The organism is Lactococcus taiwanensis (assembly GCF_017068355.1).
Lineage (GTDB): Bacteria > Bacillota > Bacilli > Lactobacillales > Streptococcaceae > Lactococcus > Lactococcus taiwanensis.
Window position 1 is genome coordinate 1,936,357 of sequence record NZ_CP070872.1, and the last position, 20,101, is coordinate 1,956,457.

18 protein-coding genes are annotated in these 20,101 nt (G+C 36.2%); 1 reads left to right on the forward strand and 17 read right to left on the reverse strand.

What is annotated here, in order from left to right:
* Positions 1 to 131 precede the first annotated feature (131 nt).
* The gene (argS, locus tag JW886_RS09545) at positions 132 to 1,826 is read right to left on the reverse strand and encodes an arginine--tRNA ligase (protein ID WP_205871969.1); all 1,695 of its coding nucleotides are present in this window, start codon (positions 1,824 to 1,826) and stop codon (positions 132 to 134) included.
* Between the two features lie 67 nt (positions 1,827 to 1,893).
* Here argS and argR point away from each other — a divergent pair, with 67 nt between their 5' ends.
* Positions 1,894 to 2,352 carry an arginine repressor gene (argR, locus tag JW886_RS09550; protein WP_075525940.1) on the forward strand — a complete coding sequence of 153 codons (459 nt, stop codon included), beginning with the start codon at positions 1,894 to 1,896 and terminating at the stop codon, positions 2,350 to 2,352.
* 186 nt (positions 2,353 to 2,538) lie between these two features.
* On the opposite strand, the gene murC is transcribed toward argR, so the two are convergent.
* The 16 genes from murC to JW886_RS09630 form a co-directional block, all read right to left on the reverse strand.
* Entirely contained in the window at positions 2,539 to 3,870 is a 1,332-nt protein-coding gene (gene murC / locus JW886_RS09555) for a UDP-N-acetylmuramate--L-alanine ligase (protein ID WP_200407546.1), read from the reverse strand.
* Positions 3,871 to 4,116: 246 nt separating this feature from the next.
* Positions 4,117 to 4,719: a hypothetical protein gene (locus JW886_RS09560; protein ID WP_075525942.1), complete on the reverse strand. Its 603-nt coding sequence runs from the start codon at positions 4,717 to 4,719 to the stop codon at positions 4,117 to 4,119.
* A gap of 250 nt (positions 4,720 to 4,969) precedes the next feature.
* On the reverse strand, positions 4,970 to 8,107 hold the full coding sequence (locus tag JW886_RS09565) for a DEAD/DEAH box helicase (RefSeq protein ID WP_205871970.1): 3,138 nt from the start codon (positions 8,105 to 8,107) through the stop codon (positions 4,970 to 4,972).
* A gap of 190 nt (positions 8,108 to 8,297) precedes the next feature.
* The gene (locus JW886_RS09570) at positions 8,298 to 9,569 is read right to left on the reverse strand and encodes a tyrosine-type recombinase/integrase (protein WP_205871971.1); all 1,272 of its coding nucleotides are present in this window, start codon (positions 9,567 to 9,569) and stop codon (positions 8,298 to 8,300) included.
* Positions 9,570 to 9,627: 58 nt separating this feature from the next.
* Complete coding sequence (locus tag JW886_RS09575; protein ID WP_205871972.1) at positions 9,628 to 9,837, reverse strand: DNA-binding protein; 210 nt, start codon at positions 9,835 to 9,837, stop codon at positions 9,628 to 9,630.
* 62 nt (positions 9,838 to 9,899) lie between these two features.
* On the reverse strand, positions 9,900 to 10,199 hold the full coding sequence (locus JW886_RS09580; RefSeq protein ID WP_205871973.1) for a hypothetical protein: 300 nt from the start codon (positions 10,197 to 10,199) through the stop codon (positions 9,900 to 9,902).
* Positions 10,200 to 10,454: 255 nt separating this feature from the next.
* Entirely contained in the window at positions 10,455 to 10,949 is a 495-nt protein-coding gene (locus JW886_RS09585) for a hypothetical protein (protein ID WP_205871974.1), read from the reverse strand.
* A gap of 57 nt (positions 10,950 to 11,006) precedes the next feature.
* Positions 11,007 to 11,339 carry a hypothetical protein gene (locus tag JW886_RS09590; protein WP_200406924.1) on the reverse strand — a complete coding sequence of 111 codons (333 nt, stop codon included), beginning with the start codon at positions 11,337 to 11,339 and terminating at the stop codon, positions 11,007 to 11,009.
* Positions 11,326 to 11,667 (reverse strand): type II toxin-antitoxin system RelB/DinJ family antitoxin, encoded by a 342-nt coding sequence (locus tag JW886_RS09595; RefSeq protein ID WP_205871975.1) that lies wholly within the window; start codon positions 11,665 to 11,667, stop codon positions 11,326 to 11,328. The genes JW886_RS09590 and JW886_RS09595 overlap by 14 nt, the downstream gene beginning before the upstream one ends.
* Before the next feature lie 144 nt (positions 11,668 to 11,811).
* Entirely contained in the window at positions 11,812 to 12,849 is a 1,038-nt protein-coding gene (locus tag JW886_RS09600; protein WP_205871976.1) for a phage tail tip lysozyme, read from the reverse strand.
* Between the two features lie 20 nt (positions 12,850 to 12,869).
* Entirely contained in the window at positions 12,870 to 14,966 is a 2,097-nt protein-coding gene (locus tag JW886_RS09605; RefSeq protein ID WP_205871977.1) for a hypothetical protein, read from the reverse strand.
* On the reverse strand, positions 14,966 to 17,569 hold the full coding sequence (locus tag JW886_RS09610) for an ATP-binding protein (RefSeq protein ID WP_205871978.1): 2,604 nt from the start codon (positions 17,567 to 17,569) through the stop codon (positions 14,966 to 14,968). The genes JW886_RS09605 and JW886_RS09610 overlap by 1 nt, the downstream gene beginning before the upstream one ends.
* Positions 17,566 to 17,982 carry a TcpE family conjugal transfer membrane protein gene (locus JW886_RS09615; protein ID WP_200406919.1) on the reverse strand — a complete coding sequence of 139 codons (417 nt, stop codon included), beginning with the start codon at positions 17,980 to 17,982 and terminating at the stop codon, positions 17,566 to 17,568. The genes JW886_RS09610 and JW886_RS09615 overlap by 4 nt, the downstream gene beginning before the upstream one ends.
* 17 nt (positions 17,983 to 17,999) lie before the next feature.
* Complete coding sequence (locus JW886_RS09620) at positions 18,000 to 18,257, reverse strand: TcpD family membrane protein (protein ID WP_241003765.1); 258 nt, start codon at positions 18,255 to 18,257, stop codon at positions 18,000 to 18,002.
* A gap of 9 nt (positions 18,258 to 18,266) precedes the next feature.
* Positions 18,267 to 19,301 (reverse strand): conjugal transfer protein, encoded by a 1,035-nt coding sequence (locus tag JW886_RS09625; protein WP_205871979.1) that lies wholly within the window; start codon positions 19,299 to 19,301, stop codon positions 18,267 to 18,269.
* Between the two features lie 22 nt (positions 19,302 to 19,323).
* On the reverse strand, positions 19,324 to 19,968 hold the full coding sequence (locus JW886_RS09630) for a hypothetical protein (RefSeq protein WP_205871980.1): 645 nt from the start codon (positions 19,966 to 19,968) through the stop codon (positions 19,324 to 19,326).
* Positions 19,969 to 20,101 lie beyond the last annotated feature (133 nt).

Below are 20,101 nucleotides of genomic sequence, written 5' to 3' on the forward strand. Positions count from 1 at the left end.
CTTGCTTAACCATGCTGTTTCTCACTGTTTTCTTAGAATACATTTTTGTGATTTTTGTATCAAATGAAATGTAAAAAAAATACCCTGCTGATAAAAATTAATATTTTCATCAGCAAGATATTCATTTAATTTTACATATTTTCAGGGGCAGCCACACCAAGTAACCGTAGCGCTTCTTTCAACACTGTTGCTGTTGCACTAATGAGCGCAAGGCGTGAGTCCAATTCTGCGTTATCTTCCAAGACACGTACATGAGCATAATATTTGTTAAATGCTTGCGCCAATGAAATGGCATACTTAGCGATAACAGAAGGTTCATAGTTATCAGCAGCACGTTTAACGATCGTTGGGAAGTCTTTCAGATATTTCACGATTTCCCAAGCCTCAGCATCTGAAATCTTAAGCTCAAGGTTATCAAGATTAACTGGACGGTTAGCTTTACGCAAAATGGATTGAATCCGTGCATGAGCATATTGCACATAAGGTCCCGTTTCACCTTCAAAAGAAACCATCTCGTCCAAATCAAAATCATAACCATTGTTACGGTCGGTCTTCAGGTCATAAAATTTCACCGCACCAACACCAACTTGTTTTGCTACTTCTTCTTTATTCGCTAGGTTTGGATTTTTTTCATCAATTTGTTTTTCAGCACGTTCGACTGCTTCGTCAAGCGCCATTTCTAGCTTAACCACGTGTCCTTTACGTGTAGAGAATTTTTTACCGCCCTGTGTGACCATGCCAAAAGGAACATGGACCATATCATCAGACCAGTCATAGCCCGCTTCTTTCAAGACTGCTTTCAATTGTTTGAAGTGGTTCGTTTGTTCTCCACCTACTACATAGAGTGATTTTACAAAATTAAAAGTATTTTTCCGATAAACAGCGGTCGCTAAATCACGCGTGATGTAGAGGGTAGCACCATCTGTTTTCTTAATCAAGGCAGGATTAAGATTGTATTTTTCAAGATCAACAATCAAAGCACCTTTTGATTCATGTAGAAGATTTTTATTTTCTAAATCTTCAACAATGGCATCCATTTTATCACTATAGAAACTTTCGCCCATAAAGTGGTCAAATGTTACACCCAATTTCCCGTAAATTCGATTGAATTCAATTAATGAGACATCAGAAAACCATTTCCAAATGCGAAGCGCTTCTTCATCACCTTGCTCCATTTTAAGGAACCATTCACGGCCTTCCTCATCAACTGCTGGATCTTCTTTAGCCTCAGCATTGATTTGAACATAAAGTTTCAGCAACTCGTCAATAGGATTGGCTGTGATTGTTGCTTCATCCCCATATTTTTTATAGGCAGTAATCAACAAACCAAATTGTTTGCCCCAGTCACCCAAGTGATTGATTTTGATCGGTTGATAACCTAATTTTTCATAGATTTTGGCGATGGAGTCCCCGATAACCGTTGAACGCAAATGTCCAATTGAGAAAGGTTTAGCAATATTTGGCGCTGACATATCAATAGGCACATTGCCGCCTGCGCCTATATTTTCGTCACCATAATGTTCTCCAGTGGTCAAAATTTCATGAATCACACCAGAGGCGGTTGCATTTTTATCAAGGAAAAAATTGACATAAGGTCCAACAGCTACAACTTTCTCGAACCCACTAGCATCTATCTTTTCAGCGAGTTCAGCAGCAATGGCTTGAGGAGCTTTTCGGAGGGTTTTAGCTAATTGAAAAGCGGGGAATGCTAAATCACCTAAATCTGATGATTTAGGTTTTTCGATAATAGCTGCGATTTGGTCAACTCCAAGGGCACCATCAAGAGCAGCGGACAGTGCTTGGCTTACTAATTGTTTTTCATCCATTTACCAATTATACAGAAAAAATACTAATTTTGTCAATATATTTGATATTATATGGTATAATTATGCTATGAAAAGAGACGAAAGATTAGAAATTATTAAGGATATCGTGACTAATAACCGTATTTCTACCCAAGAAGAGTTACAAAATTTATTGGTAGAACGTGGTGTATCAGTTACACAGGCCACCCTCTCCCGTGATATTAGAAAATTAAATATTATTAAGAAACGAGATAAAGGCGAAAGTTTCTACTCGTTTCTGACCTCTGGAAATGATAAAATAAATTCAGATCTCCACCTGTATTTTTACAACTTTGTCATTTCGGCAACCTCTGTAGGAGCGTTAGTAGTTATTCGCACTAAGCTCGGCGAAGCAGATTTGCTAGCCAATGCTCTTGATGATGAGCGTGATAGTCGTACTGATATTCTAGGTACAATCGCTGGAGCAGATACGCTTTTAGTTATTTGTGCTTCTGAAAAAGATGCTACTGTACTCACAGCAGAAATAAAATATATTTTAATGGGTTAAAATTATCGTCCGTTAAGGCTCAGTTAAGCGATTACATTTATAATGTTTTTACTCCCTAAATAATTTCTTCATAAACCCCTTTAGTCCAAGTCACCTTATGTGGCTTGGATTTTTACTTGCTCATCTTACTGACAGACCGGTCAGTAATAAAAAACACACTGAGCCATATGCAGTGTGTTTTTTATTTTATTGTAGATTTGTAGAAATTTGGCTAAGTAATTTTTCAAAAGCCAGTTCGTACTTTTGAATATTTCCCGCACCCATAAAGACATAAACTGCACGTTCGTGGTCCAACAAAGGAGAAACATTTTCAAGTTCAATCACTTTAGCTGGTTTACGAACTTTATCTGCCAAGTCTTGCGCAGTGATTTCATGATGATCTACTTCTCGAGCAGAACCATAAATCTGTGCTAAATAAACCGTATCAGCATGGTCTAAAACGCTAGCAAATTCGTCAGCAAAGGCAATTGTTCTTGTGAAAGTATGGGGTTGGAATACTGCAACAATTTCACGGTCTGGATATTTTTGACGAGCAGCATCTAGAGTTGCTTCGATTTCTGTAGGATGGTGAGCAAAGTCATCAATGATTACTGTTTCGCCCACTTTCTTTTCTGTGAAACGACGCTTCACTCCGCGGAAAGTCAAAAGATGATCTGCCACCTCCGTCATATCTAAGCCCAAATTATGACAAACTGCAACAACGGACAAAGCATTTAAAACGTTATGTTTACCATAAGCCGGCACGACAAAGTGTCCTACTTTTTCGCCACGGAAAAAGGCATCAAAGGAAGAGCCACGTGTACTGCGGATAAGGTTTTCTGCGCGATAATCATCATTTGCTTCAAAACCATAATAGAAAATTGGGGCTTTTGCAGTCAACTTACGTAAGTTACTATCTTCACCATAAGCAAAAATACCGTTTTTTATATTATTAGCATAATCCTGAAAAGCAGCCGTGACATCTTCAATTCCTTCAAAATAGTCCGGATGGTCAAAGTCAATATTTGTCATGATGGTGTACTCAGGATGATAAGGCATAAAGTGGCGCTCATACTCATCAGATTCAAAGACAAAATATTTACTTTGAGCGTTCCCGCGTCCTGTTCCGTCCCCAATCAAGTAGGAAGTATCGACAATATTCGCCATCACATGTGCTAACATACCCGTTGTTGACGTTTTACCGTGAGCTCCCGCTACCCCAATGCTTGTGAAATCTTCCATGAAATGGCCCAAGAATTCGTGGTAACGTTTGAAAGGAAAACCATTTTTATGCGCAAATGCTATTTCAACGTTATTGTCGTCACGAAAAGCATTTCCAGCAATGAGTTCAAACTCAGGTTTAATGTTCTTCTCATCAAAAGGTAAAAGAGGAACACCTGCTTGTTCAAGTCCACGTTGCGTGAAGAAATAATCTGTTGAATCTGATCCTTGAACTTTTTTGCCCATTTGATGCAACATTAATGCAAGTGCGCTCATGCCAGAGCCTTTGATTCCGGTAAAATGATATGTTTTTTCCATGTTAAAATATTCCATCAGCTTCTGACCGAGCTGTCAGCAGATAAGTGAAACCTTCGCTCAACTTATCAGAGCCCCGTTAAAAAAGTCAACATTCTCTTTTAACGACTCAATCAATGATAGAAATTTCCCTTCTTTTCTTACAGTTAAAGTGTATTTTGCTCAAAATGATTCTGCCAACATTTGCTGACAGAACCATCAGTTCTAAAGTTAAGTCCCTCTTAGTGGGTTTTAACAGTATTCTATAGTCTAAACAATTCCTCGGTCAAAAATATTCTTCCGTTTATTTTCGAAATAACTCCCTTTTTGGGCCTCCGTTGTTGCGCCATGTGGCGTAGCTTTTTTCATAGCTGAGGGATCTTTCGCTACAGCATCTGAAACGTTCATGCCCCGTTTTTTCATGTCCTGAATTGGATTATCATTTACAGAAGGACGCTTATTTAAAATGGCTGAGGTTGAGCGACGTACTGACAAATCTTCTTTATCACGCTCCAAGGGCGATACATATTGCTTAGGAGGTTTTGGAAGTGTTGCCGCAGCTCGTTTTGCTCGTTCTTTTGATTCATCTACGCTCGTTTTTTTCGGCATTTTATCGTAAGAGCTGACCCCACTGTGATTCGAACTCAAAGGACGATGTTGCGTGCTAAAACTCGTTTTTGCCTTATACGGTTTGAAATTTTCAGAACGCTTTGTTTCTGGTTTTGCTGGACTTTTCGTCCCACCAATCGAAGCTTCATCTTGAAGGCTCGGATTTCTCGTCAGCAACTGCTGGTTCGTAAAAATCACACGAGTATCTTTTTGGAGACTTTCATCATCCCCGATGATTGGAAATGTAACTCTTCTTTCTACCATTTTTTGCCCTACTTTTTTAGTTTATTTATTTCATTTATGATTATTCTATTTCAAATTTTTTGAATCATCATTCTCTGACTAAAACAAGCAGAAAGCACTGACGATGCTGTCAGTAGAGCTTCATATCACTTCTTATCAATAGCAAGAGAACCTCATTCCTCATTTTAGCTCAATGCTTATTCCAGTAAGTGTTAGGCCAAAATAATATGATTCCATTATCATTATAGCTTAATTTCGCCGTTTTTTAAAGTCAAACTCCGAGAATTTCCCGAATTTCTGACTCACTGAGCACTTTGTCGACCACATCTCCTTCAAGGACATTTGCAATCAAATCTTTCTTGCGCTCTTGTATCTCCATGATTTTTTCTTCAATCGTCCCTTGAGTAATCATTCGAATCACTTCAACCGTGTTCTTTTGTCCCATCCGGTGTGCACGCGCAATAGCTTGCTCTTCTACCGCAGGATTCCACCATAAGTCAACCAAAATAACTACATCTGCGCTGGTTAGGTTCAACCCTACCCCGCCAGCTTTAAGTGAAACTAAGAAAGCATCTCGACTTCCAGCATTAAACGCCTGCACCATAGACAATCTGTCTTTGATTGGTGTTGAGCCCGTCAGTCTGTAACTTGCCATCCCTTGCTCTTCCATCAATTCCTCAATATAAGGAAAAACTTTCGTAAACTGTGAAAAGATTAGTGGTCGATGTCCAGAATCTTTGATTTGAGCTAGAAGTTCACGCAATCGTTCTAATTTTCCAGATGAGCCTGAATAGTTTTCCATAAAGAGGGCTGGCGTGTTACAAATCTGTCTTAACCGTGTAATTCCCGCCAAAATTTCTATCCGTGAGCGAGATAGAGCTGCGCTATCCATTTCCATGACCTGCTGTTGCATCAGCTCAAGCTGGGCGAGATAGATGACTTTTTGATCTTCCGCTAATTGATTATATAAGGTGATTTCCATCTTTTCTGGTAATTCTTGGAGTACCTCTTCTTTCTTACGACGCATGATAAAGGGCTGGATTAAACGTGAGATTGAGGACGGTGCCATTTTATTAAATTTTTCACGTTTAGGTAAGAAACCAGGCATTACTACTTGGAATATCGCCCAAATCTCTTCAATCCGATTTTCCAATGGTGTTCCCGATAAAGCAAAAGTATGTTCTACATTGAGCGCGCTTAATGCCTTGTTGGTTTTGCTGCTATAATTTTTAACCACCTGCGCTTCATCAAGCAAAAGATAGTTCAATTTTTTACTTTGATAAGCTTCGAAGTCCTTCAGAAAACTTCCATAACTCGTAATAAAGATTTGGCGATCACTCTCAAGTTGCTCCATGCGCTCCGTTTTGGTACCATCAACAACAACAAAATTATCTTCATCAGTGAACTTTTCAAATTCACTAGCCCAGTTATAAGTTAAGCTAGCTGGTGCCGTAACTAAAGCTCGTTCGCCTTCTTTTAAGTTTGACAATAAAAAGGTAATGGCTTGGACTGTTTTACCCAGTCCCATATCGTCCGCTAAAATCCCTCCCAAGTCATAATGACTCAGCATACTCATCCAACGTACCCCTGTTTCCTGATACGATCTCAAATCAGCTTTAACATGCTCAGGTTTTTCATAAGGGAAAGTTTCTGGGTGTGTCAAATGTTGATAAAGGGATTTGAATTTTTCTGAAAAAGACGTACCCTTGATGTTTTCAAATATTTTTGAGACTTGAAAACTTCTATTTACATTGACTTGAAGTCGGTTGCCTTTAAGGGTAAATTGATCATCTAGTTCATGAAGTGCTGATTTCAAGTGATCAAATTTTTCGTCAAAATGATAAAATTTCCCACTTTCACTGATGTAAAATTCGGCATCTTCTTGGAGTTTCGCTATTACTTCTGCAAATTCATTCTCTCCAACTTGAGGTAAATCAAAGGAAATATCTAAAAGCCCACCACTGTTATCAATGTGAATATCCGGTACTTCGTCCATTTTCAGTTCTTCAAGATTTTCAGATAGCCTAACAGTACCCACCTTACGAAAAGCAGGAAGGATTTTTATAAAAAATGTCTCCGTAAGTGCTCGCATTTGATCATAAGTAGAAGCTTCTTTTGCTGACGGGATGGTCAGTGTGGAATTAAAAGATTTTGGAAAACCAAAACGCTCCATCAGCGCAAATATCTTTTGCTCTTTGCGCAAATCCCGAGAAAATTCCAAAGTTTCCAAGTCATGGAAGCTATCAATGAAGAAATTACCATAATCAAAGCGAATCCCCAGACTCAAAGTATCTTGGCTTACCATTTCAAAAGAAAAGGTTGCATCAAAAGGTTTAACTACAAAATGTTCTGGCGCAATTACCTGACCTAGTCCAGCTAACTGTTGTAAGGCTTGGGCTAACTTATCTTTATCACTATATGAAAATTTAATGGATGCTTCCTGAGCAAATTGTTTACTTAAAACTAGAAGTAAACGGCGTTGCTCTTGGGTAACTTTATAAAAAATATGATCAGCATACAACAAAGCATAGTCATAAAAATTATGATAATCTTCGTGAAGCATTTTTAACTCAATATAATCTTGTTGGCTTTCTACCACAAACCGATAAAGCTCAGATTCATTATCTAAAGGAATGAACGTATAATAATTAACTGGACTTCCCGCAATTTTGAGCTGATGATGCGCCAGAGCAGAAACTAAGTCCATTGCCTCTTCCAAAAATAAAAAAGGGATATTGAGGTAACGACCATTTTTAATATAGAGTGAGCGCGTTAAAGCTTCATCTGATTTTCCATCAATTTTTAAAAGGAAGCTCAAAAAATCTTGACTTGCTTCATCAAAATGTTCGAAAAATAAATCAATATAGTGCAATGATCCCAACGAGTACTGACTATAATTTTTTAAAGCGCGCAAAAAATAGGGAATATCTTTAATGACATAAGAACGCCCTAATTTTTCACTCTTCAAACGGAGATCAAAATATAAAAAGTAATCCATTGAAAAATGGTCATAGAGCTGACTATTATCCTCAACTAGCACTTCAATTGAATATTGATCAGCATTAAAATTAAGAGACGTTTCACCATTTATGGCATTCAAAAAAGCCACATTCTCGGTATAAAGTGGTCGCTCAATGCTTCCTGATTCGTTTTTATGTGGCTCTGAAACTTCTGGACCTTTATTCTTTAAATATTCTTCTACGGCTGCAATATGTTTACAATAGCGATGATTTTGCTGAAAAATTGTACAAGTACAATTATCCTGCGCACCATCTAAGTCATAAACTACCTGTTCCCCATCAATTTCTACTGAAAGTTTGAAATCTACTTCCACTGGATCTTCCAAGAACCCTTGGTTGTATAAGGCAATTCCTTCACTCCTTACGCGCGCTGGCATCATTCTACTCATAGTTAATTATTTCCCTCGATATCGTTCCCAAAATTTGCGTATATTATACCATAATTCCCCTGTTTTTGCTTGAATCTTCCCCGTTCTTCCTTATTCTCTTTAAATGAACCTTTATGTAAGTTACACTTAATAGTATTCTTCCTCAATCTTCCCTTATCTTCCTCAACATTTGGTTAGTTTTTGGTTAGTTTTAAGCACTTTTTCCAACTCTTAGTAATCTAGGTTGCTTTTCAAACTGACGTTGTTCGTTGAAATTCAGAGTATCTCTCACGTGAGTGTACAAGGTGTGAACTAAGTTAGGATTAACATGCCCAACTTTTGCCATAATTTCCGTTTCCGTATCTCCTGCTTCAGCTCTTCTTGTGATATAAGAATGTCTTAACGAGTGCATTACAAATGAACTAGGAAGCTTTTCAGGCATTAATTTTTCAAATCTATGTAAGTATCTATTCATTGTATCATCTGATAAGAGATGACCGTTTTTTCTAACAAAAATATAATCTTTATTAATCCCCGAATTATTATGGTCTAAAAACCATTGAATAATTTCCTTACTTCTATTGTCATCTGTTTCAAATGCTTTTATTCTTCTAGAATTTATAGTCTTAGTCTGTTTATTGATTGGATTCTTTACCGAACTTCTTCTACTATATTGGTCTTTAATCCAAATTCCACCATGATTTACTGTGGAAAATTTTAAACCTGCCCCTTCTCCATATCTATTTCCGTTGAGATAAGTAAACTCTATAAAGAGTCGTTTTCTAATACAATCCTCTCGTTTAGCATTTTGTGTATTTTCATATTCCTTCATATGATTTAATAATACTTCCATCTGATCAGAGAAAAAACATTTATCTTTTAATTTATTATATTCTGCTTCTGTTTTCTTTTGCTTTTTTATACGAAGTGCTGACATAGGAGAAGATTGGATATAATTTTTTTCGAGCCAACAATACTCAAAAAATAATAATATTCTTGACCTAATATTTCTAAGTGAATTTGTAGAAGGTTTACGCTCTTTAGGTGTCCCCCTGAACACAACAAATTCATCAAAATATTTTTTTATGTGAACAGTTTTAATCCCCTTCAAACTCCAACGCCCAAATTCAGATTTAAAATCTCTAGTATAGTTTATATCGCATTCATAGGTACCCTCAGAAATCACCCCCTCCTTTACCTCCGATTTTCTTTTGGACAACCATTCACTAAGAGCTTCTGATACTGTTACATTAGTCTTTAATTCAGAATAATTATATACCTTTTCTCGTACTCGTTTTTCTAAATAGTTATATACTTCTGGTGGACATTTTTTAGTATGCTTCCCCTTTGGAACAGTCTTTGTCACAATTAGCCACGCCTGTATTGGTTCACTCCAATATTTTAAATGCCATACCTGATTTCCATTCTTTGCTTCAGTAAAAAATGGATCTAAAAACTTTATTCCATCTTCTGATATTTTCATCTTCTAATATATCCTTTCATCCATGTTAGAAGATTTGAACACTTCTATTCTAACATTTTTAATTTATTGCCTGAAGTCTTTCACAATATTTAATAAATTCTTCATATCCAACAACATTCACTAATGTAACTTTATAACTTTTTCTAATTACATATTGTGCAAATTTCGGATTCCTCCTCATTTTTGTTAAATCATTATTTAAAGTTCCTTTTTTTACTCCAAACATTTCTACTATTTCTTGTTTAGTTCCATATTTTTTTTCAGTCATTTTTTCTCCTTAAAATAAAAAAAAAGAGCAAGATTTCTCTTGCCCTTTGCTTCTTCAATCAATTACTCATAATTGAGTTCAATTTCTAAATCTTTAGAATAAATTTCATTTTTACTAAACTTCTGTACACCTAATTTTGATAAAATCCTACCTTCTTCTCTTCCAATATAACAACGTCTAAAGTCAATTTCAAAGTAATAATCCGTTTCAGTATCTCGAATAATTTCGGGTGAAATTGAAAAACACTTAAACAATTTTTTTGTTTGTGCGTTAATTATAGCAATTTCTATATCTGCCGTACGTGTGTTAACTCCCTGTTGTAAACGGTCAAAGTTCGACTTTATATTTACTTCATAAATCATTATTTATTCCTCTATCTCCATGTAGTTCTCATATTCAATAATTCCAAACGCATAGTCATCTTCAGGAGCAATATAAAAAACATATTATTGACTTCACTATAAGCATTTACTAATTGACCATACACTCGAAATCTTCTACAAGAAATTTTTAATTCAAGTTTACCCCACCGAGTATTCACAGTCTTTATCTCTGAATTTTGGAGTATTTTTTCTAATCTTGTTTTCGCTACATATTCCATCTATTCTCAATTTACCTCAATAATTTGTGATACTTAACCAATTCATATCACTTAAGTTTCTACTTTCCGCAAGTATTCCTGACAAGGAGAAACCTTGCTTTTCTAAATCCTCTATATAAGACTTCAAGTAACGAACACTGTTATCCAACTTATTAGTAAAAATGTAGAGCCTTTGGCGGTATCGTTCGTCCAACTTCGCAAGATAAAGAATATGTTTTGATAGAATACTGATAAATGCTCTATCTATCCTGACATAATCAAGCATAGAATCTTCCAATCTATTCCATTCTTTTTGTGAAGCTTCTATACTATACTCACGAATTACCCTTAATTTACCGACACAAATTTTCAAATGTTCTGCCCATGCAATAATTTCCGTCAGCCTTGCATAAGGATATAATTCAAGCTCTGCTTCCATTTCTCTTAAACGTCTATCGAAACTAGCGTATCGTTCTTCTAATCTATCTTCTGAACGTAATTCAGCACTCTTAAATTCAGCAAGTTCTAACATTTTTTCCTTTCTGAACAAACAAAAAAAGGTTGATATTTTCTATCAACCTTTTCGCTTTTATAATACTTGTTCCAAAAAATCTCGAAGTCGTGCTTCATCTCTTCCTGATAAGTAACCTATAACTCGTATCTTTGTTTCGTTGACATTAATGTTATAAGCTTGTACTGTGTCAATCCAAGAACGTTTCCTTAAGCCCGCTTCTATATAATCAATTATCTCAAAATACTTGCTCTTAATATAATCTGATTTCTGCTCATACTGACTTGTAATCCGATAAGTCTTAACCAAATTACCATCTAACTTAATAACAAAAGCAGGACGAACTTTCGAGCCCGTCCCGTCTGCATATGTAATTTTAGCAATTACTACTGTATGCTCACTTAGTTCCACTGAACAAATCCTCATATTCTGAAAAATCTTCATCAAAGAATTCTTCAATATCTTTCTTCTTTGAAAAATCAAGCGTTTTAGCTTCTACTTGTGATGTCATACCAGCTATTTTATTTCTATTTTCTACACGATCTGCTGAAAACCAGCCTTCTGGATAACTCACTGATGGTGAGGAGGTTAACATAAGCGGAACTTGTTGCTCATAAGCTGTTTTTGTAATAAGCATTTTTATTACTGTCGGAATATCCAGCCCCTGTTTAGCAAGCACTTTTTGTGCTTCCTCTTTCAGGTTTTTATCAACCCTTGCGGATACTTGAATCACACTCATCTGTTTTCCTCCTTCACTTCTTTTACTAACATTATATAACAAATCGGTGCAAATGTAAACACTTTGCTAGCGTTTGTAGAAATTACTTTAAATTTTTCAAACATCATAACTAACTACCGCTTTTTCCTATTTGACATATTATTTTTATTTCCCTATCACGTAGTGGTACTGACTAGCTTGTGCTTTAGTTAAGACTTGGAAGGTATATTCTGTTCTAAAACCTGTTCCTGATTGTGAAATCAAAACTGAACCGTCTGAATGGATAGCCTCCACAAAAGCAGCGTGACCGTATATAGGGTCTGCGTTCCATTGACCACCAACACTTTGTCCTCCGCTAAAGCTAACAGCACTATGAAGGGTTGGAGTGTTCGTTACCGTATAGCCTGCCTGATTTTGCCAATCAGCGCCATTTCCCATATACATACCAAATGTAATTCCAAAATCTCTTGCTCGATTCCAAGTGAACCAAGTACATTGTTTATAAGCATAGCTTGTTGCAAGATAGCCACTTGTATTAATAGGCTTATCAAGTTTCCAACCAGCGGGAACATCTGGCGTAATCCCTCCTGAACTTCCTCCTGAGGTTCCTGAGGTCATGGTATCATACCAATATTTCGCATACGCTTGACGTTGATTTAAGCTATCAGTTGCACCTGCCCTCTCCCACTTGCGCATAATAGCTTCAGTAGTCTGGTTGAGGTCTTTTCCTTTAACTAATTTCTTTAGCAAGTCTGTATCCGAACCATCATGCTCAAACATAAACTCTACTTGCAATTGCGCATCTGTCCATGCTTTCTTTTCACTTTTAGCATAGTTCAATAAATTGACACGTCTTCCACTATCCCATTGCGCTAAACCAAAGGCATAACCTCCCACACTGGCATCCATTGCTTTCTTTTCATCAAAACTTGCATGAGATTGGATAACAGACGGTTGAAGCTGACTTTCTACTTGGTTATTACCTAAAAGAGCAGCTGCTCCTTCTTTTGTTCCCCCTTCCTTTAATACTCTATCCCAGATAATTTGCGCTGTCTGAACTTGTGGGTCATTTATATTAGCATCTGCACTAGAACTTTCGTCATCTGATGCTGCAAAAAGAGAGAAGAAAGAAAGGATGATAAGTAAAGGAACTAAAAAAGGAAGGCTGTAAATTAAGACCTTCCGTTTAAGTCGCTTTTTCATTTTTATCTCCATTATTTTTACTATTTCTCATCTACTAAAAAAGGATGTTCTGGCACTTTTTGAGTAAAAGGATTTTCATTATCTTTTTCCCAAGGTTCTATTTTCTTCTTTTTAGGTTCGAAATTAGCTTTGGGAGTTTGATTACCATGTAAAACCTTTGGTTTCTTTTCAACTTCCTTCATAATTGGTGAGGGTGTCATCTTTTTATCTGCGGATGGTGTGGCTTTTGGAAGTTCCTCCTTAGGTTTTTTATCCTTTGGAACTACTGATTTTTCTTTCATCATAGCATCCACATTTTTCAATTGTTCTGTTTTGGTTTTGGTTTCTCCTTTTTCAGATTGATTAACCTTGTTCTTCAGATATTCTTCAGCTTTCTTATTCGTTGAATCATACATGGCTTTAACTTGATTAATTTTATTAGGATTTTTCTTTTGTTCTGCTTGTAGTTTTTTATAGGCTTCACTTTCTTCACCACCCAAGCGTTGTTTTGTATAAGCTTGACGGAATTTTGTACGAAGACTATTTTCTTTTTTATTCACTCGATTATTAAAACGATCCTGTCTACTTCCCATTTTTCCACGAAGCTTTTCTTCACGTTGACTAAGCGTTTGAGCTTTTTGAGTGCCAGGTTCTGCTTTGTTAAGTTTATCTAGTGTATGATTATAACGCTGATTATCCCAACCATGGCGCACTGAACCTGTACCTGCTGTGGTTTTGTCTTTAAGAAATGAGCCTGCCATCATCCCAGCAGTAATCCCTCCTGTAACACCTGCTAAGACTGGAGCTTTTAGAGCGCCCACTGTTTTTTGTTTCGCACCCGCCAACAGATTATCCAAACGCCCCGAAAATTTACCTTGCCCCATATGATGAGCGGAGAAAATACGTAATATTTTCGCTCGATGTTTATAGGCAAAAATGTAAAGACCAATTTTGGAAATTGTCACAAAGAAGTAATTGCTTCCCAAAAGACCACTTAGCACCATTGAAACAAGCCCATCAAACAAGCCAATAAATGCTGTGCCAAAGACACCTAGTCCTGAAAGAATCAGAATACCAAAGCTTGTCTTCCCCCAATCAAGAATAGTTTTATCAAATGCTGGAAAGAAGGAGGCAATCGATGCAAAAGGTAAGATAAAGACTAAAATAATAAAGAGGAAATCCATAAAGAAAGAAAAAACTGAAAAGAAAAGGTAGATTGCACCCAATAAAAGCGCATTAATTACGCTTCCAAAAGCAGTTAAAACTTTATCACCCAACTTTTTAACCGTCAGATGACTGTTTTTCAAATCTTCTTGAATACTCTTTAATTCATCATTATCATCATCTGAAGTAAGCAGACGGTCAATATCATCCTGTTTTACATTACTTGTGCCATCATTATTAATTTTTACACCATCAAAGTTAAGATAGAGAAAGGGCACTTTTACCATTGTTGTAAATAAATCATTCTTATCTGTTGAAGACACACCAGCCACTGAAATAGTCTTGACGACACTTGTCGTCACATCATTCATCGCGCCATGAACTTTTTCAACAAGGCTGTTTCCTCCATAAACAAAGAAGGTCGTCATGACAATAACTAAGAAAACTTTTCTAAGTCCTTCCATCATCCGCTTGTGTAAAAAATAATAGAGAAGCGTTGAAATCAGTCCTATTGCAACAACAGGAATCAATTCAGGGGTCATAAACTTACTATAAATAGATTTTGCAGTATCAAATAGTGCTGTTCGCCACGTACTGATGACAGAATTACCATTCAAGCCCTGATTAACAAAATTAACAAAGCGATAAATCGTTTTTGTCACAAAAAATTGTGAACGAACAAAAAAGGTTTGTAAGCCTGCATTCATCGAGGGCGTAATTATACCTTTATCGTTAACATACATATAAGAGGTATAGTTGTCTAAATCTTTTCTAGCTTCTTCTTTTTTCGCTTCACTCATCGTTTTACTTGGAGAATCTGAACTAGAATAATCATCCATGTTATCACTTATAGGAGGTGTAAGTAGTTCACTATTAGATGAAGAGGATGACGTCGTACCTTCAGCCTGTACTAATGGAGAAAAACTAAAGAAAAAGACAACTAACCCCATAAGTAATAACACCTTCTTTTTCATTAAGCCACCATCCTTGTATTCTTCATTTTAGTTTCGACCGTATCAAAGAGAACCGTTACCTCTGGAAGTTGGAAATCAACTGTAATGCGAGCTGTTCGACCAAACGGATCACGCATGATACATTGCCCTTTCGTCATATTATCGTACCAATCTTGTGTTTCTTCTTCCACTGGAAGTTTAAAGTAACTTAATACTTTATCTGTTTCATTAGGTTCTCTAAAGGCGAAGATTGTACCAAAAGCTGTCGAATCGTCTTCTGTCTTCACATCATCAATAGACTGAGTAATTAGACCTAGGAAATTATTTTGCGAACGTCCCACACGTTTCATAGACATTAAAATAGAAGCACCAATTGCTGTCTTGTTAAAGAACCATGCTTCATCCACAAAAATAATCGTTTCTTTGGTACGGTCACGTTCGCCAAACTCACGACAAAACTCTCCCAAAGCATACATCACAATCAGTGATTCTTTATGGTCACTGGTAATCTTCTCATTTGCTTTAGGAAGATTTAAACCTGTTACTCCTAACACAGTAATATGAGCATCCATATCTACTGCTGGATTTTCACCGTGTGAGAAGACAAGTTCCATTTGAGAGTTTTTAATTTTTCGTAGAGCAAGATTAGCACGGGTTTTAATCATTTCATCTTCTGATGCAAGTAATTTTTCAAAGACATGAAGCAAACCGACCTTTTGTCCTTGTTCTCGCTCAGCCATGACCTCATCTAAGCTTTCAAGAAAAGCAATCTCAAACTTATCCTCTTTCGTATATTTCTCACCCAAAAGCTCTTCCGTAACCTTGACAGAAATTTTCTTGCAAGCATCGCCATGTAAAAAGACTAACGGGTCAAGTGCTCCATGATTACTCTTTTCTTTCGCATCCAATGAAACAAAATGAATCGTATTAATATAATCTACAACAGGTTTATAATACTTGTATTCAATTCCCTTAATCACCCAATAAAGCTGTTCATCATCTTGAATCGCTTCACGTGCTTCTTGAATTTCCTTTTCCATTTTCGGAAAATTAGCTTCATATTTTGCTTTAATTTTCATATATTGTGCTTTCATTTCATTTTTAGGGTCAATATAAAGCGTTAAAGCTTTCAAAAGAGAGTGACACGTAAATAACCCTTTGGTCAAGAATGATTTACCGCCCCCTGTTTCACCCACAATGGCAAAGTGTGGGTTATCTGTGATTTTACCTACAATTCCTTGCTTGTTCGCTTGAAATAGATTAAGGAACACGGGATGTGTTGAACTTGCAAGAGCTTTTTTATAATCTCCAGCCCAAGATTCAACTGCATGGTCAATCCGACCAATAGTAAAACCAATGTCCGAACCTATTTTCTGACTGGTAAAAAAGAGATTCTCACAAGCCGAGGAAAGCTTCATGGCTTGAATACAGTATTTATCGGATTCTTCAAGTTGTTCAATAAAACGGTTTTTATAGAAAAAATAGAGTTGGTCAGACATCCCCGAAACAACTTGAACACCTAAATCACCAATATCTTGTTGGATAATTTTTTTATAATAATTAATTTCCTTCATGCTTTGACCAGTAATCACAAAAGAAGCCATGTAATTCACGAAAAGTTCATGTGCATCCACTCCATCAGTCATTTCATCGAGGATAATTCGTGCTGTCGCCAGAGATGTTTTTTGATTAGAACCATTCTCATAAGCTTCAATCTGATTTTCTTTAATCCGATCAGACGCACGTTCTCCTTTCGCAGCTAAAGAAAAAGCTCCCTTCATTTTAGAAAAATGAAATTTCCAATGAAGCTCAACAGGAAACGGTAATTTTTGGGCATGTTCAACCAAATGAAGGTTATTCACTACATTGGGCATATTGGCTATTGGAAGTATTTTCACAAGACTTTTCCCATAACTATTTTTAAGTCCTAACACACCATTTGCCAAAGGCTCAACCACCGTGTCATCAATATTTTGAACACTGGATTTGATAGAAGCAACTTCTTCGTCTCGGTGATAATAAAGCCCCCGTAAATAGTCTACTCGCTGATAGAAGCCTGTTTCTGCTTGCGTTGTCTTACGCCCCTGTATTAAAGCAAGGTTAGTTTCCAAATCATTATTGACTTTTTCATAGTTTTCAAACCATTTGATGTCAAATTCCAGTGTACGACTTACAGCAGATACTGCTTTTTGACGTAACCGCCCCCACGCATCGCCAAGCATTTGCTTTAAATCACCTGTAATCTCAAATGACTTAAGCGGTATGGTCATGAAAAATTTATAGTTGATTAGTTGACCAATTGAGCTATACAGGTCATCACTCGATTTTTCCAACAGATACAACGCCATCTCATAAGTATCTTCTTCACAGTCTTCTAAAAGCGCACTATACCGCTCTTCCAAGTCAATTGGTACAGGAAGCATTCCTATATCAAACGATAAGTTCGGAGCGAGACTCGCAAATACGGCTTCTGTCCTTTTTTTAAATTTGATTTTTCCTTCAACATCCATACTTGAAATAATAGATGCTGGCACTTCATACATTGCGATAACTGAGCCATCATCTCGAAGTGCTAAATTATCATGAATCGAAATCACTCGATTTTCTATTTCAACTTTATTCAATTCTCACCATCCTCCATAAATTCATCCGCATTTCTTAAAGCTTCTTTTTCATATTTTTGACCTTTATATATTTCAATATTTTTCATCCCATAATTAAATTGATAAACGAAAAAATCCCACACAAAAACAGGTGGCAATTTATCGTCAGGGCGTAAATCTGAAATTTTAACTGATATTTGCCAAGAAATAAAACCAATAAGCATTGCTTTTACTCCCCATTGAAAATAAGGAATCAATTTGCCAAGCGTAAAATACAAAAGGATAAATAAGATGAAGAAATAAGCAAATAAAGAAAGGCGGACTGCCTTTCTTAATGCAAAATTATCTGTCAGTTGTTGTATCCAAAATGGCTGGTCTAAAGAAAGCTTATAAGAATATTTAGGCACTTCTTTTCGTTTACTTTGCTCAGACATACCGCCTCCCTTCTAGCTTATAAACCGAGCAGTTTTTTCACGAGATTTCCAACAGGTGTCAAAATACCTGCTGGATTATTGACTACAAGCGCAAGGAAAGCACCGAAGACAATAACAATTGCCATTTTCCCATATTTTCGCCCCAAAAATTCCTTCCCTGCAAGAAAGATAAGTATCATCCATACTGCATACTGCCCTTGTTGCTGGAACCATGACCATCCACCATTTAATCCAATTTCTCCAAACATGACATTATTAACTAAAAATGCTTTCATTATTTTCTCCTATTCATTTGTTTTACCTTCAGGTAAAGTATGCTTAAATTCAGTCGCAAAATAGGACTGCTTTTGTTTTTCTATGATGAAGCGGTAATTTTCTACATGTGTTCCTAGTGCATTTTCCATCGTAACCTGCACCGTTGCTTCATAAGTATTTCCTTTAGCTTTATACACACTTTGATCAAGTGATTTAAACTTCTCACTTGTGTTAAGGGTAAGCCCATCTGAAATTAATTTCAAGGTATCTCCATCAGTTGTATAAGCTGTGAATAAAGATTTTGTAAACTTATCTAAAGCTTTTTTTACAGAAGGCTTATTATCATCCGCATCCGAAAATGTTTTCGTTGGAATCTGGCTTGCCTTTGCCTGTAAATCCTGTAAACTTGTAAAATAAGGTTGGTCAGACACATAATAACTTGACCCTGCTTTAATATAAGGCACTGTAAACATGGTTGTTTCATCATGGTAAGTGACAATATTTTGTTTTGTCGTGCCTTTACCTTTTTTGACCGTTTTTGTAGTCGTTTTCCCAGCACTATAACTGACTTTATAAGTGGCTTCGTCATTTGTTAAGCGCATTAGCGTTGCATTCTTAAGTTTAGAAGGCTTGCAAACCTGTCCTTGACTAATAACTGGCAACGGCTGACCATAGTAAGTATTGAGGGCTTTAACCGTTCTTTCCTGTGCTTTTTCTTCTTCAGGAAAATTAAAGTAACGCTTTACAAAACTATCCAAATAAACCTTAGCTTGCCAGTCTACACTTGCGTTTGTAGTAGATTTTGTAGCATTATCACTAACATGAACTACTTTCTGTGTTGGTTTATAGCCACTTGCAATAAGTATGACCAGAGCAATATTTAAAATAACCACACCACCAACAACACCTTGTATTAATCGGTCAGCTTGTTTTGCGGATACCGTTTTAAGTTCGGGTGGTTTTTCGTTAGAAGGCTTTTTTATCGTTTCACCTTTACCCTTTTTACTGAGTTTTAATAATATAATGATTTCCTCTCTTTCTAAATAATCATTTTTTATAAACAAAAAAGCAGGTTTTTAACCTGCCTTATTCTTCACTGAGTATTGCATTTTTGAGTGTTTTTTTAAAATCTAAGATTTTTTTAGAACCTTTGCCATCTAGCCACTCTACATTCCCATGTATATCCTGACCACTATAAATTTGGTAATATTCCCAATAGAACTTGCTAGCTTCACTCTCATCCTCTGAACGTTTAAGGTATTTCTTATCTATCCGCTTGTATTCTTCATAAACATCCACCATTGAGTTAGATATGTTTCCCAACCTATGCTGAAAAAACATTAACTCTTCACTTGTTTTTTCACCTAAGTATAGACTTGCAAGCAGGATTTGCTTTCCCACATCTTTTTCTAACTTTAAAGTAGAATGATACAATTCATCATATGCTTCTGGTCTTTCAAAAATCATTTCTTGAAACGCTATTAAACCTTTATTCATAGCTAAAAGATTAGAATAATAAACTGAAATCTTTTCATAGAGCTGAATAATTAGTTCTGCTCTTTTTTCATAATACATTGAAGAAACCTTCTTGCGCCTATCCAATGCAAGTTTATATTCTTCAATAGTTTTATCATACTCTAGCTTCTGCTTATTTAGTTTTTGGTTTAACCAAAATGAGTTTACCAAAGCGATAATCAATGTACCTGCTATAGTTACTAGTGCTGCATCCATTAATTCAATTTTCCCAATCAAATATTTTACCTCATTCTACCACTATTTTTTCATAAATAAAAGCAGATCTATGGACCTGCTCTTTTTCTTTTTTCAATGTAGTTTTTGATTATTTTAAACATCCCTAACCCTA